Genomic DNA, 12,965 nt, shown 5'->3' with positions numbered 1-12,965 from the left:
TCAGTGTCCTGGGGAATAAATGGCGTGCGGGTCTTTGAGCACCGGCTCGACAATTTTCCATTCGCCGTCTTCGAACACGCGATAGAAGCAACTGTGACGACCGGTGTGGCAGGCGATGTTGCCGATCTGCTCGACCATCAGGATCACCACGTCGGCGTCACAGTCGAGGCGTATCTCGTGCAGGGTTTGCACATGGCCGGACTCTTCGCCCTTACGCCACAGTTTGCCACGCGAACGTGACCAGTAAATAGCGCGCTGCTCAGCGGCGGTGAGGCTCAGGGCCTCGCGGTTCATCCAGGCCATCATCAGCACGCGCCCGGTCTTGTAGTCCTGGGCGATGGCCGGTACCAGGCCGTCATTGTCCCACTTGATCTCGTCCAACCAGTCTTTCATGTTCGGCTCCGGCAATTTGCGACAGTGTATAACCGGATCGGCTATCGACGCACGATCAGATACACACCCACGGCGACCATGATGCCGGCTGGCCAGTGGCCCAACTCATTCAGTGGCCCGCCAATGGCCAGTATCACGCCTCCCACCAGGTGCGCGGCGCCCAACAGGCGCAGGAACCAGTCGTCCTTGCGCTTCTGCCAGGGTGGCGCCGGGTCATGGGCGTGGGGCTGGGACATGCGCTCCAGCAGGTCACGGGTCATGTTGGCCAGGTGCGGCAGTTGTTCGAACTGGCTGTGCAGGTTGCCGATCAGGGTTTTCGGGCTGACGCGCTCACGCATCCAGCGTTCCAGGAACGGTTGGGCGGTGTTCCACAGGTCAAGGTCTGGGTACAGCTGGCGCCCCAGCCCTTCAATGTTCAACAGGGTTTTTTGCAGCAACACCAGCTGCGGCTGCACTTCCATGTTGAAGCGCCGCGCGGTCTGGAACAGGCGCATCAGCACCTGGCCGAAAGAGATATCTTTCAGCGGTTTTTCAAAGATCGGTTCGCAGACGGTACGGATCGCCGCTTCGAATTCGTTGAGCTTGGTTTCCGCCGGTACCCAGCCCGAATCGATGTGCAGTTGCGCCACGCGGCGGTAGTCACGCTTGAAGAAGGCAAACAGGTTGCGCGCCAGGTAGTCCTGGTCTTCCGGGGTCAGGCTGCCGACGATGCCGCAGTCGATCGCAATGTACTGTGGGTTCCACGGGTTCACGGTGCTGACGAAGATGTTGCCCGGGTGCATGTCGGCGTGAAAGAAGCTGTCACGGAATACTTGGGTGAAGAATATCTTCACACCGCGTTCAGCGAGCATCTTCATGTCGGTGCGCTGGTCCGCCAGGGTCGCGAGGTCGGTGACCTGCACACCGTAGATACGCTCCATCACCAGTACTTTGGGACGGCACCAGTCCCAATACACTTGCGGCACATACAGCAAGGGCGAGCCTTCGAAGTTGCGCTTGAGTTGACTGGCGTTGGCGGCTTCACGCAGCAGGTCGAGTTCGTCGTAGATGGTTTTTTCGTAATCGGCGACCACGTCTACCGGGTGCAGCAGGCGTGCATCGGCGGAGAAACGCTCGGCGGCGCGGGCGAGGATGAACAGCCATGCCAGGTCCTGGCCAATGATCGGCTTGAGGCCGGGGCGAATCACCTTCACCACCACTTCTTCACCGGTCTTGAGCTGTGCGGCGTGTACCTGCGCCACCGAGGCCGATGCCAGCGGCTCGATGTCGAAGCGCCTGAACACTTCGCTGATCTTTTTGCCGAGCTGTTCTTCGATCAGCTTGACCGATTGCTGCGAGTCGAACGGCGGGACGCGGTCCTGCAGCAGCATCAGTTCGTCGGCGATGTCTTCCGGCAGCAGGTCGCGGCGGGTGGAGAGGATCTGCCCGAACTTGATGAAGATCGGCCCCAGGTCCTGCAGCGCCAGGCGCAGGCGTGCACCACGGCTCAGTTCCAGCTGCTTGCGCGGCAGCCAGCGCCACGGCAGCACATAGCGTACTGCCAGAAGAAACCACGGCAGGGGCAGGGCAAACAGCAGGTCATCGAGGCGGTAGCGGGCTACGACGCGCTGGATACGAAACAGACGGCGGACGGCGAGCAGCTTCATGCGTTATCGCTTGGATCAAGGGAACGGCTCAGGCGCTCGAAGCGGGCCTCGAGGCGTTCCAGGTCGATTTTGGCCTTGTCGAGTTCACGAAAGCGCGCTTGCGCTTCCCGTTGCCCGACCAGGGTGCGCGATTCTTCGCTCAGGTATTCGGCAAGGTTCTGGTTGAGGCTGGCGAACCCTTGCTGGTACCAGCGCGAGCGGCTGCGCAGGTGCCCGCTGATCAACTGGGTGGCGACGGGGCCGATCCAGCGCGACAGCTCGTATTCCCAGTCCAGTTCCAGGTCTTGCAGCACGGCGGCCAAGTCCATCAGCACCGCACTGTCGCCTTCCAGTTCCACTTCGGCACTGTGGAGGATGGCGGTCTTGTTGCGGCTCAAGGCCAGGTGCAACAGGCTCGACGCCGGCGCCCGCAGGGTGCAGTCGGCCTCGGCGGCCCAGTGGCTGGCGAGCAGCAAGCCTTCATCGCCGGGCAGGATAAACAACTGCAAGGCGGGGCTGCGGCAGTCGACGGCAATGATCTTGCCGTTGAGGTGCGCGAGCCGCGCCAGGGCGGTGCTGTCCAGGCGCAAGACACGGTTGATGCCGTGTTCCACGCTGGCGAGAAGACCGGCGAACAACATCAGGGCTTGATGCCGCGGTGCAGGGCGACGATACCCGAGGTCATGTTGTGGTAGGTCACGCGGTCGAAACCGGCCTCCACCATCATCGACTTCAGGGTTTCCTGGTCGGGGTGCATGCGGATCGATTCGGCCAGGTAACGATAACTCTCGGCGTCATTGGTGATCAGCTTGCCCATCAACGGCATGAAGGCGAAGGAGTAGGTGTCGTAGACCTTGGACATCAGCGCGTTGGTCGGCTTGGAGAACTCCAGCACCAACAGGCGACCACCCGGCTTGAGCACGCGCAGCATGGAGCGGATCGCGTCCTCCTTGTGGGTGACGTTGCGCAGGCCGAAGGCGATGGTCACGCAGTCGAAATGGTTATCCGGGAACGGCAGTTTTTCGGCGTCGGCCTGGACGAATTCGATATTTCCGGCCACGCCTTTATCCAGCAGGCGATCGCGACCGACCTTGAGCATCGAACCGTTGATGTCCGCCAGTACCACCTGGCCGGTGGGGCCGACGAGCTTGGAGAACTTGGCCGCCAGGTCGCCCGTGCCGCCGGCGATGTCCAGCACACGGTTGCCGGCGCGTACGCCCGACAGTTCGATGGTGAAGCGTTTCCACAGGCGGTGCATGCCGCCCGACAACACGTCGTTCATCAGGTCGTACTTGGCGGCCACGGAGTGGAACACCTCAGCGACTTTTTCCGCTTTCTGGCTTTCCGGGACGTTCTTGAAACCGAAGTGAGTGGTGGGTTCGGCATCGCTGCCTTTGCGCTGATCAGTCATATCGCTGTCACCAAAAGAGAATGCGGGACATGATAATCCCCATGACCTGCTTTGTCTTGGCAAGGCTGAAGGTAAGATAGGCGGTCACCGAGACCTTTTGCCGCATGGCAGGTGTTCCACTCGCTATAAAGAGGAGTCATTGCAATGGCCCGTATTACCGTTGAACGTGCCCACACCTTGGGTAAAGAGGGCGCGCGGGCGAAGGCCGAGAAGTTGGCGCACAAGCTCAAGGAGCAATATGGCCTGGAACCTTCATGGTCCGGCGATACCTTGAACCTCAAGCGCTCGGGGGTTAAAGGCACTGTATTAGTGGCTGATGAATCGCTGCGCATTGATGTGGAACTGGGCCTGTTGATGTCCGCCATGAGTGGCACTATCAAGTCCGAAATCGAGAAGGCGCTGGATAAGGCGCTGGCTTGATTCACCGCGCTTAGGGTGCCGATTCTAATTTTTCTCCCTACTTTGTGCCCAGGCCCTCAACTCCTGTGGGCTGTTCCTCCACCCTATTTTGCGTGAGGTGCACCATGGCCAAAGTTATTTTGAAGAAAAAAAACGACGTACAGTCCACTGCCCTGAGTGACGTTAAAAGCTATGCCCGCAAGATCTGGCTGGCGGGTCTTGGTGCGTATGCCAAGGTCGGCAGCGAGGGCAGCGAGTACTTCAAAGAGCTGGTTAAGACCGGTCAACATGTTGAAAGTAAAGGCAAAAAAGTTGTGGTTGAACAACTTGATGCTGCCAACAGTCAGATTGACCAAGTAAAGAGTAATGTCTCCAGCGTCAAAGGCCTGGTGGAAGTTCAACTGGATAAAGTTGAAAAAGCCTTTGACACGCGTGTTGCAAGTGCCTTGAATCGGATTGGCATTGCGTCTAAACATGACGTTGAGACACTCTCTGCTAAGCTCGAAGAGCTGACGGCATTGCTCGAACGTGTCGCGCGTAAACATTAAGGAGACAACGGGATGGCTGTTCAAAAGAAAACTCAGAAAGAAGGCAGCTCGTGGATCGGGGAGGTTGAAAAATATTCCCGTAAGATCTGGCTTGCTGGTTTAGGCGTGTACTCGAAGGTTAGCAGTGACGGCGGTAAATACTTCGAGACCCTGGTTAAAGACGGCGAGAAGGCCGAGAAGTTGACCAAGACCACCGTAGGTAAGAAAGTCGAGGCGGCCAAGGCCACTGCCGGCTCCGCCAAGTCCAGTATTTCTGATACTTGGGGCAAGTTGGAAGAAACGTTCGACAAGCGTCTGAACAGTGCCATTTCTCGGCTGGGTGTCCCCAGCAAAGCAGAACTGAAGACGCTGCACAGCAAGGTCGATACCCTGACCAAGCAAATCGAAAAACTCACCGGCGCGAAAGTGGCTCCGGCGAAAACCGCAGCCGCCAAACCGGCTGCCAAGCCTGTCGCTAAAACTGCAGCGGCCAAGCCTGCGGCGAAAACGGCCGCCAAGCCTCTGGTAAAAGCCGCCGCCAAACCTGCCGCCAAGGCCCCGGTAAAAGCAGCGGCCAAACCCGCCGCCAAAACCGCCGCGGCAAAACCAGCCACCAAGCCTGCCGCCAAGCCCGTGGCCGCTAAAGCCGCTGCCAAGCCTGCCGCTAAACCCGCCGCCAAGGCCGCCGCAAAACCGGCCGCCAAGCCCGCGACTAAAACCGCTGCCGCCAAACCTGCCGCCAAACCGGCAGCCGTCAAACCCGCTGCCAAGCCGGCGGCCAAACCCGCCGCCGCTAAAAAGCCGGCCGTAGCGAAGAAACCAGCAGCGCCCAAGCCGGCAGTCGCGGCCAAGCCTGCCACGGCACCAGCGTCAACCGCCTCCACCGCCAACTCGGTTTCCGCGCCGGCGTCTGCTGCTACAACTACGACTGCAACGCCGGCCACGCCGACGCCATCCAGTCAGTCCTGATTTTACCGGGACCTGAAAATGCCCGGCCTGAAAAGGTCGGGCATTTTTTATGCGCGCTCAAACTTCATCAGTCGTAAGCGATGGAAACGATTGCGGTACTGACCAGGGTTCCTGGAGTGATCGCGGCCCCGGTTTTGTGATACTCCGCGTTCATGGGTAACACCGCTCTCGCGCCGCTTGTCGGGATCTGGCGGGTGCGTTGGGCCGCAGACCCATTGGCGGGAATGTACGCGACGTTGCGGTGGGACAGCGAGAGCGCCGTTCCTCTTGAGGTTCCCATATTGGCGAACAGCGCGCCGTTCCCGGTTGACGGCGTACCCGAGAACAGGAAGCTCACATTCCTGATCCCAGGTTCGCAGTGGGCGGTCAGTTCGAAGGGATGCACTCCGGTGGAGTTGGCGTGGTTGAAGTCGGAAACCCTGACGGTGGGCAAGATTATCGTGCGATTCACATCGCCAACGGCCAGGTCGCAGGTAGACGCGGGATTGACGAAGCGTATGGAGGTATTGAGGATCATCCGGTAATGGCCTCTGCCTCCATCCCAGTTGTTATGCTGGATTTCACCGCTAGGCAAAGTGCCGGTTGTCACCGGCCCCAGCTTGTAAAACTGTGCAACCAGCCGGGTAGCCCCCCATAGAATCCTTCCAGGAGCCGAGACGAGGCTTTCGGTCATGAGCTTGGCGGAATAGGGCGCGCCGGAGGTCAGCGTGACCATGACGCGCATGCCGATGCCAGGAACATTCGTGTGATAAATGAGCCCTCCCGGCGCCGAGATTGCGGACGTGAACCGCCCTGTGAGAAACGTCGGGGTCGGCGAGTGGCAATTCATATAAAACGTCGGGTAGGGCCCTGTAAATGTCTGGCTGGTGATCAGTTGGCCGATGCCAAGGCTTTCCGGCACGGTAATGGTACTGGGAAAGGTCACACTGTGTTGCGTGTTGGGGTAGCGATCGCAGGCCGCCTGGGCGGCGACTGGCAAACCGAGGCCCAGCAATACGCAAAGAGATTTGAAACCGTGCTTCATCTTCTGTTCTCGTGACGAAATAGGCGTCGGCACTGGTGGTCCACAGTTCACGCAGTGCCGTGATCAAGGTTGGAGGGATGCCAGACCTTCGTCAGTTGTAAGTGATGGACACCGTCACGGCGCTGACCAGGGTGCCTTGGGTGATAGGCACACCGGTTTTATGGTAGGCGACCTGAAGTGGCAGAACCGCTTTGTTGCCGCTGGTCGGTATCGTTCGGCTGCGTTGGGCGGGAGTGCCGTTGGCGGGGATTGTGGTGTGGGGGGCGGCGCGGTGTGCAAGCCACAAAGCCGTCCCGGCTGAAGTGCCGGTGTTGGCAAACAACAGCCCGTTGCCGGCGGAAACGGTGCCGGCAAACAGGAAAACTACGTTGCGAATGTCCGATTCGCAGTCGGCGGAAATTTCAAAGTTGTGCGCTCCTGTGAAATTGACCGAATCAAAGTCAGATATTTTGACCGTTGGCAGGGTAATGGTGCGGTTCACATCGCCAGCGGCGAGGTTGCAGGTACCGGCGTTGACCTGGCCCCGGAAGTTGAGGGTGCCCGTGGTCGCGGCGTGTGCGGCATTGGCAGCCAGGCTTGCGGTGATTGCCAGTGCTATGGGCAGGGTTCGAAAGCTCATCAGGTAGTCCTTGTTATTTCAGTTGTAGGTGATGTTGACGGTGGCAGTACTGGCGAGCGTGCCCGAACTGACCGTGCCGTTTTTGTGGTAAGCCGCACCGAGCGGCAGGATTGCGCGATTGCCGGTAACCACCAGCGTGCGCGTGCCATGGTTGCTAAGGGTCTGTGGGACGCCGTTGATGCGTGAGTACAGCCACAGCGCTACACCCGCGGCGGTGCCGGTGTTGGCGAACAGCAAGTCGTTCCCGGGGGCGGGAGTGCCGGTGATACTGAACGTGACGTTGCCTGCATCGGTGCAGTTGGCTGTCAGGTCGAAGTTCTGTGCGCCGGCGTAGACCTCGTCTTTCAAGGCACTGACTTGGATGGACGGAAGCGTGATGGTGCGGTTGACGTCGCCGGCTGCCAGGTCGCAAGTGGCCGCAGGCCTGACGAAGCGGACCGGGCTGGCGAGTTGCAGTTGAAACCGCTCTGGAGTGATGACCCAGTGTTTTTCCCAGAACCTTCCGCTGGGGATTGTCCCGGTGGTCACCGCGCCGATTTTGTAGAAGGTGGCCTCCGCTGAGGTGAAGCTGGGGATCTTCCCGTACACCTGTTGGTAGCCTTGGTCATAAAGTGCAAAGGCTGCCGGGCCTCCGCCGCCGGCCCAGGTCATCGTGATACGCAGGCCTACCCCTGCAACTTCTGTGTGGTAAGCGTCAGTCCCCGGGTGTTGCAGCCGGGTATATCGACCCCAGACCCCGCTATGGGTGGCAACGCTGCACTCGGCAAAGTAGTCGGGTGCCGTACCATTGAAAGCCACGCGAGTGATGACGCTGCCAACCGGCAGGCTGTCCGGCACGGTGATGGTCGCCGGCAGGTTCAAGGTAAACGTATCGTTCTGGAATCGGTCACACCTCGCCTGGGCGGCGACCGGTATGCCAAGGGCCAGCAGTGTCGAAACCAGCAGGGTAGGGTGTTTCATCGTCAGTCCCGTCCTCGGAAATAGAGCGTTTGGGCGCGACATGCGCGCTCGCCGGATCAACCGCTTGTATTGGCCGTGCAAGTGCCGGCATCCAGATGGCGCAACCGCTGCGTGGCGCTCCCTCCCGATGCCTTGTCCAGGCCGTATTGCAGCCGGCAAGACGCTTCGTCACGGCTCCCCCACTTGACGGTCAACAGCCCCTGGTCACGCGCTACGCGTACAAACGCCTTGCCGCCCTGGCCGACGATCCCCACGCTGGCACCGTCTTCATCGAACACATCCGAGCCGAACGGCAGCAGGCTGCCATCCTCTCGCAACGCTGTGATCAGCACGGCTTGGCCGCTGACTGTGTCGAACTGCAGCTTCACCACCGAGCCTGCACGGGGCGCTACGTTTTGCGCGGCGGTCTTGAGTTCCACGTCGACCGACAGGTCCTTGGGGTCCAGCTCGACCACGTTCTGGCGATAGGGCGTGAGGTGGGGCACCACGGCAAAACCCTGCTTGCCGACCTGGGCGCCATGGTTGCCGTTGATCCGCGCTCCCTGGGCGTCCGCTGCCTGGACGATGCCGATGGTGTCGCCCAGCTCCGGAGCGAAGGTCACGCCGTCTGCGTGGGCGACGACGCCACCGGTCATGCCCAGTGACATGGCGCGGTAGGTGTTGCTCTGGCCATAACCTGCGGACAGCACGCCGTGGCTGGCCTGGTACTTCACGTCGGCGGTCACGGAGTTACCGCTGCCTTGGGTGCGGCTGCCTCCCACGCCGTAGGTGAATTCGCTACGCTCGCCCAGTGTGCCGCCAAGGTTCACGCGTTCGCCGCTGCTTTGATTGCCGCGAAAGGCCGTCGTGGTCAAGGTCGGTGAGCGAGGGTCGCTGCCCAGTGGCAGGCTCACGGTCAGTTCCAGTTGCTTGTCGACCCTGTCACTCAGCAAATCCTTGGTGCGCTGGGCACTGACGGTGTAGTGCAGGCCCTTCCAGCTATTGGTGTAACCGGCAGTAAAGGTCAGGTTGCCGCTGGCGCGGTTCCAGTAGTTTTGCGAGGAACCGGTGAGGTACACCGAGCCGTTGCCCAGGCTCTGGTTAAGGCTGATGTCCATCCTGTCGCGCAGGCGCGACAGGTTGTCCAGGCTGCGCCCGTCGATGGCGAGGTCACGCACCCGTGCCGCGTCGGCGATGCTCAGGAAACCTTCGGTGGAGTAACGGTAGGCGCCGAGGGCAAAGTGCGTTCCGGTGTCGGTGAAATTCTTGCTGTAGCGTAACTGCAAGCTTTGTCCGCCACGCGGTTCATGGCCCGGCAGGGCGGCTCTCGATGTGGTCAGGTCAAGCGACAGTGCGCCAACCGGCGTGTTGAACGCTGCGCCCAACAACTGCGACAGATAGTCCTCGCTGACGACCGCGCCCATGTAGGCGGTGAGCAGGTTGTTGAGCCCGTTCTGGTAGGTGGCCTGGGCCAGGGTCGGTGGATGGCGCAGGCCGATTTCATCCAGCACGCCGACACTCAGCGAGTAGCGAGTGTGGCCCGCGCGCAGCAGGTTGGCATTGGCGGCAAAGGGCACGATGAATTCGCGCTGACGGCCGTCGGCTTCGGTCACCGTGACGGTCAGGTCGCCGCCATAACCGGTGGGGAACAGGTCGTTGAGGACAAATGGGCCGGGAGCGACAGACACCTCATCGAGCAGCACGCCGCGCTGGCGCACCGTGACCCGGGCGTTGGTCTGGGCGATGCCGCGTACCACCGGTGCAAAACCGGTCATGGAGTCCGGCAGCATGCGGTCATCGCTGAACAGGCTGGCACCGCGCAGGCGTACGCTGTCGAACAGCTCGCCTGGGGTGTAGATCTCGCCCAGCATCAGCTGTGAACGCAGTGGGTTGAGTTCGCGTTGCACATAGGTGCTGCTGCTTTGATAGCCCGAGGCGGTGTCGGTCTGGCTGAAGCTGCCGTTGTGACGCCAGTGCCAGTCACCCAGGTTGAGCCCGGTGTTCAGGCCAAGGTAATGGGAGTTGAGCGAGCGACCGTTGGTGCGGGTGGCAAAGGTGTTGGCGTTGTAGCGCGCAAAGGCCGCATCGACCCCACTGTCCCAATGCTTGGGGTCAACATAGCCACGCGCCTTACGCGCCAGATAGATCTGTGGCACCTGCAGCGTCAGGCGGTTTTCGCCCGAATCGAATTGACTGGTGCTGCCCGGCAGGTAGGCGGAAATGTCGGCACAGCGAGCAAATGTCGGGGTGGGCGTCTGACCGGCTTCGGCCGGTTGCTTCTGCGGCGCGTCCAGGTCGATACCAAACCTGAGCAGCGCGTCTCGCTCCAGGCACATATGCGCAGAGTCCTGGCCCTTGACCGCGATGAAGTCCAGGGTTTCACGGCCTATCCACTGGCCGTTGAGGTAGACGTCGCTGCGGTAGCTGCCGGGGAGTACAACGTTGCCCTGGCTGAATTTTGAAATATCAACTTGCTGGCCGCCCGCGCCATCCGGGAAGAAGGCCGGATTGAACTCGACATTCTCGACCGCGTGGGCGTTGAGGGCTTGGGCACCGCTCAGCAGTAACAGGCAACGCGCCGTGTGCGTCAACCAATGACGTGTCAGGGACCTGGGTCTTGCGCTGACAGGCGTGTTCAAACTCATCTTTACCATTTCCAAAAATAGGTGCTGTCCGAATTCGGGCAAGGGGAAGCCCTGCCCTGAAAAATGGGCATCAAACGGGTGTGTTCAGTGAGGTGAGGAGCGGGTCGGGCGGCTACGGTGCTCGGCAGGCTTCGTCGCTCACATCAGGAGCTTGGCGCGATGAGAGGTCTTTACCCCAAAGTCGTCGAGCGTCTGGAATTCCACGGTTGTTGCGCGGCCCGGTGCTGACTTGAGACTGGGCACTTCAAAGCGGTTGCGAGCGCCAGGGGCCACCATGTTCTCGGCGCCGGATGTCGAGGCCTTGCGTGCATGACGCAGGTTTGACTCCAGCACTTCAATCTCCTCGAACGTCACGTGATAAGGGGTGGGGTTGTAGACTTCCAGAACCTGGCCCTGCTCGGTGGATTCGCGCCGCCATTGCAGTTTGCCCGGCGCAGCGTCGACGCCATAAGGCAGGTTCGGCGGGCGGAAAAACAGCTTGATCCGCGACCGGAAGGCGAGCTGCAGCTGGTTGCCCTGCTGGGCGTCCCGTGTTTGTGCGGGTACTTCCAGCAGGTTGAACCAGAACAGGCTTTCCTGTTTCGCCGGCAAGCTTTCGCCGGTGTAGGCCAGGCGCAGAACCTGTTGCTTTCCGGGTTCCATGCGGAAGATCGGCGGCGTGGCGATAAAGGGGATGCCGGCAAGGTCCGGCGTGGAGTGTTCGTCGCCGCTGTCCAGCCAGGCCTGAATCAACACCGGTGCCTGGTTTTTGCTTTCAAGCCTGACCGTCACCTCTTTGTCGTTCTGCGGGTAGATGATCCGCGTGTTGTTGATGACAACGCTGGCGTGCGCGAGGGCGGTGCCCAGCAGTGCGAATGCCAATACCATGAGCTGCAAGAGCCGCTGTGAAATAGAGGTTAGGTTCATGGGGTGAGTCATCGGGTAGTTGAAGGGGCAAGGTTTGCCGAGTGACGTACTCGGGCACCGAAGTCGCTGACGGTGGTGAACTCGACCTTGGCGGCACTACGGGGACGCTCATGCAGTTGCGGCAGCGCAAACAGTTTCACGTCTCCGGCCGGCAGCAGCAGGCCATCGTTGGCTGCCTGGTTCGGCGCTTTGCTGAAGCGTTTACCCTCGCTGAGCAAGTCAACGGTGGTCAGGGAAATATGGTACGGCGTCGGGTTGGTCGCTTGCAGCGCATAGCCCTGGTCCCGGGCTACCAGCTTCCACTGCAGTTTTGCCGGGGCACTGCCCACCGGATAGGGTAATGATTGGGGGCGCAGGAACACGCGCAGGCGAGTACGGAACGCCAGTTCGATCTGGTTGTTTTGCTCGGCACCGGCGCTCACCGGGGGCACTTCCAGCACGTTCAGCCAGTACAGGCTTTCGCGGTCGGTGGGCGGTGTGTCGCCGGAGTAGCGCAGGCGCAATGCCTGCTGTTGATGAGGCTCAATGCGGAAGATCGGCGGTGACAAGGTAAACGGTGTTTGTGCCGTCGCCGGTGTCGAGCGCAGATCGCCCGTGTCCAGCCAGGTTTGCACCAGCGCCGGGCGATCGCCTTTGTTCTCGAGGCGCACGACAACCTCCTGCTGTTCGGCGGGGAAGATCACGCGAGTGCCATAAATAATCACCCCTGCATGGGCGGGAATCGCTTGCAGCGATAACCATCCAACAGCACAGGTGGCCAGCGCGAGGCGAGCCATTGTTTTCATAGTGTCCAACGTCTCTTCGAATCCAGGGAGGGACCTGCAGGGGCGCTGCAAGTCCGTTACCTACTTGGCCTGCCGGCTCCTTAATCGGCGTACACGACCATAAAGCCGACGCGTGTCTTGACCGTACCTTCGGTGGCCGGGGCGGTGGCGTACATTTGCGCGGCCAGCGGGATGACGGCCTGGTTATCGGCGATGACGACGCCCTCCGATTTTTCGGTGTAAACGTTAATGGGCGTGCCATTCCGGTTGGTCACTTCAACCTGTACGTTCTTGGCGTTGGCGGAGTCTTCAGGGTTGTCGTAGCCATCGATGTTCAAGCGCCCGGTCGCCACGTCGATGGCCGGGCTGGTGGGGTCGAACGCAACCATGGCGGTGCGGCCGTTGGTGCAACTGCCTTCGCCGGGTGCGCCAATACGGATGGTGAAGCCGGTCAGGTTGGCGCGATCACCCGGTCGCGCCAGGCGTGCAGCAGAAACACCCCCCAGGTTTACGTCCTTGACCACGGCACCGGTACCCGGCGCCGCGCCTTCGATGGTGCACGTCGTGTCGTTCACCAGTCCGGTGAAATTGATGGTGCCGTCATTGGCGGCGTAGGCGGTTTGCGATACGGCGGCAGCCAATGCAAGGGCAGTTGCAGCGGAAGAGAGAGCGTTGAATTTCATAGTATTTCCAAGCATGAATTATCTGGGATTGGCCTCGCACACTTGGGCTTTGTTTAAAAAC

14 protein-coding genes are annotated in these 12,965 nt (G+C 60.8%); 3 read left to right on the top strand and 11 right to left on the bottom strand.

Annotated features, from left to right (window positions below; genetic code table 11):
* The 4 genes from hisI to ubiE are packed head-to-tail and all read right to left on the bottom strand — an operon-like array spanning position 1 to position 3,429.
* Complete coding sequence (gene hisI, locus MJP36_RS00190; RefSeq protein ID WP_090367312.1) at positions 1–393, bottom strand: phosphoribosyl-AMP cyclohydrolase; 393 nt, start codon at positions 391–393, stop codon at positions 1–3.
* A 41-nt stretch (positions 394–434) separates the two neighbouring features.
* Positions 435–2,039, bottom strand: coding sequence for a ubiquinone biosynthesis regulatory protein kinase UbiB (ubiB, locus tag MJP36_RS00185; protein ID WP_244384572.1), 1,605 nt, complete (start codon positions 2,037–2,039; stop codon positions 435–437).
* On the bottom strand, positions 2,036–2,659 hold the full coding sequence (locus MJP36_RS00180; protein ID WP_104995295.1) for a ubiquinone biosynthesis accessory factor UbiJ: 624 nt from the start codon (positions 2,657–2,659) through the stop codon (positions 2,036–2,038). Before MJP36_RS00180 ends, ubiB begins: the two co-directional genes overlap by 4 nt.
* Positions 2,659–3,429 carry a bifunctional demethylmenaquinone methyltransferase/2-methoxy-6-polyprenyl-1,4-benzoquinol methylase UbiE gene (gene ubiE, locus MJP36_RS00175; protein ID WP_060754560.1) on the bottom strand — a complete coding sequence of 257 codons (771 nt, stop codon included), beginning with the start codon at positions 3,427–3,429 and terminating at the stop codon, positions 2,659–2,661. Before ubiE ends, MJP36_RS00180 begins: the two co-directional genes overlap by 1 nt.
* Before the next feature lie 144 nt (positions 3,430–3,573).
* Between ubiE and MJP36_RS00170 the strand changes: the two genes are divergently transcribed.
* The 3 genes from MJP36_RS00170 (at position 3,574) to MJP36_RS00160 (ending at position 5,324) form a co-directional block, all read left to right on the top strand.
* Positions 3,574–3,849: a polyhydroxyalkanoic acid system family protein gene (locus MJP36_RS00170; RefSeq protein ID WP_060754559.1), complete on the top strand. Its 276-nt coding sequence runs from the start codon at positions 3,574–3,576 to the stop codon at positions 3,847–3,849.
* A 104-nt stretch (positions 3,850–3,953) separates the two neighbouring features.
* Positions 3,954–4,376 (top strand): phasin family protein, encoded by a 423-nt coding sequence (locus MJP36_RS00165; RefSeq protein ID WP_060754558.1) that lies wholly within the window; start codon positions 3,954–3,956, stop codon positions 4,374–4,376.
* Between the two features lie 12 nt (positions 4,377–4,388).
* Positions 4,389–5,324, top strand: a complete 936-nt coding sequence (locus MJP36_RS00160; RefSeq protein WP_244384571.1) for a phasin family protein — start codon at positions 4,389–4,391, stop codon at positions 5,322–5,324.
* A gap of 67 nt (positions 5,325–5,391) precedes the next feature.
* On the opposite strand, the gene MJP36_RS00155 is transcribed toward MJP36_RS00160, so the two are convergent.
* The 7 genes from MJP36_RS00155 to MJP36_RS00125 form a co-directional block, all read right to left on the bottom strand.
* The gene (locus MJP36_RS00155; protein WP_244384570.1) at positions 5,392–6,348 is read right to left on the bottom strand and encodes a fimbrial protein; all 957 of its coding nucleotides are present in this window, start codon (positions 6,346–6,348) and stop codon (positions 5,392–5,394) included.
* A 91-nt stretch (positions 6,349–6,439) separates the two neighbouring features.
* Entirely contained in the window at positions 6,440–6,967 is a 528-nt protein-coding gene (locus MJP36_RS00150) for a fimbrial protein (protein ID WP_060754555.1), read from the bottom strand.
* A gap of 18 nt (positions 6,968–6,985) precedes the next feature.
* Positions 6,986–7,927: a fimbrial protein gene (locus tag MJP36_RS00145; RefSeq protein WP_244384567.1), complete on the bottom strand. Its 942-nt coding sequence runs from the start codon at positions 7,925–7,927 to the stop codon at positions 6,986–6,988.
* Positions 7,928–7,983: 56 nt separating this feature from the next.
* Positions 7,984–10,551: a fimbria/pilus outer membrane usher protein gene (locus tag MJP36_RS00140; protein WP_244384565.1), complete on the bottom strand. Its 2,568-nt coding sequence runs from the start codon at positions 10,549–10,551 to the stop codon at positions 7,984–7,986.
* Between the two features lie 138 nt (positions 10,552–10,689).
* Positions 10,690–11,457 (bottom strand): fimbrial biogenesis chaperone, encoded by a 768-nt coding sequence (locus MJP36_RS00135; RefSeq protein ID WP_060754552.1) that lies wholly within the window; start codon positions 11,455–11,457, stop codon positions 10,690–10,692.
* An 8-nt stretch (positions 11,458–11,465) separates the two neighbouring features.
* Complete coding sequence (locus MJP36_RS00130; RefSeq protein ID WP_244384563.1) at positions 11,466–12,242, bottom strand: fimbrial biogenesis chaperone; 777 nt, start codon at positions 12,240–12,242, stop codon at positions 11,466–11,468.
* 80 nt (positions 12,243–12,322) lie between these two features.
* Positions 12,323–12,904 carry a fimbrial protein gene (locus tag MJP36_RS00125; RefSeq protein ID WP_090367290.1) on the bottom strand — a complete coding sequence of 194 codons (582 nt, stop codon included), beginning with the start codon at positions 12,902–12,904 and terminating at the stop codon, positions 12,323–12,325.
* Positions 12,905–12,965 lie beyond the last annotated feature (61 nt).

This window comes from Pseudomonas palleroniana (assembly GCF_022836895.1).
GTDB classification, from domain to species: domain Bacteria; phylum Pseudomonadota; class Gammaproteobacteria; order Pseudomonadales; family Pseudomonadaceae; genus Aquipseudomonas; species Aquipseudomonas palleroniana.
Note: the sequence above shows the minus strand (reverse complement) of the source record. Positions and strands in the feature narration are given on the sequence as shown.

What these genes read in the sequence shown, in the direction of transcription:
- hisI (WP_090367312.1), bottom strand. Translation starts at nt 393, where the DNA reads ATGAAAGACTGGTTGGACGAGATCAAGTGGGACAATGACGGCCTGGTA.
- ubiB (WP_244384572.1), bottom strand. Translation starts at nt 2,039, where the DNA reads ATGAAGCTGCTCGCCGTCCGCCGTCTGTTTCGTATCCAGCGCGTCGTA.
- MJP36_RS00180 (WP_104995295.1), bottom strand. Translation starts at nt 2,659, where the DNA reads ATGTTGTTCGCCGGTCTTCTCGCCAGCGTGGAACACGGCATCAACCGT.
- ubiE (WP_060754560.1), bottom strand. Translation starts at nt 3,429, where the DNA reads ATGACTGATCAGCGCAAAGGCAGCGATGCCGAACCCACCACTCACTTC.
- MJP36_RS00170 (WP_060754559.1), top strand. Translation starts at nt 3,574, where the DNA reads ATGGCCCGTATTACCGTTGAACGTGCCCACACCTTGGGTAAAGAGGGC.
- MJP36_RS00165 (WP_060754558.1), top strand. Translation starts at nt 3,954, where the DNA reads ATGGCCAAAGTTATTTTGAAGAAAAAAAACGACGTACAGTCCACTGCC.
- MJP36_RS00160 (WP_244384571.1), top strand. Translation starts at nt 4,389, where the DNA reads ATGGCTGTTCAAAAGAAAACTCAGAAAGAAGGCAGCTCGTGGATCGGG.
- MJP36_RS00155 (WP_244384570.1), bottom strand. Translation starts at nt 6,348, where the DNA reads ATGAAGCACGGTTTCAAATCTCTTTGCGTATTGCTGGGCCTCGGTTTG.
- MJP36_RS00150 (WP_060754555.1), bottom strand. Translation starts at nt 6,967, where the DNA reads ATGAGCTTTCGAACCCTGCCCATAGCACTGGCAATCACCGCAAGCCTG.
- MJP36_RS00145 (WP_244384567.1), bottom strand. Translation starts at nt 7,927, where the DNA reads ATGAAACACCCTACCCTGCTGGTTTCGACACTGCTGGCCCTTGGCATA.
- MJP36_RS00140 (WP_244384565.1), bottom strand. Translation starts at nt 10,551, where the DNA reads ATGAGTTTGAACACGCCTGTCAGCGCAAGACCCAGGTCCCTGACACGT.
- MJP36_RS00135 (WP_060754552.1), bottom strand. Translation starts at nt 11,457, where the DNA reads ATGAACCTAACCTCTATTTCACAGCGGCTCTTGCAGCTCATGGTATTG.
- MJP36_RS00130 (WP_244384563.1), bottom strand. Translation starts at nt 12,242, where the DNA reads ATGAAAACAATGGCTCGCCTCGCGCTGGCCACCTGTGCTGTTGGATGG.
- MJP36_RS00125 (WP_090367290.1), bottom strand. Translation starts at nt 12,904, where the DNA reads ATGAAATTCAACGCTCTCTCTTCCGCTGCAACTGCCCTTGCATTGGCT.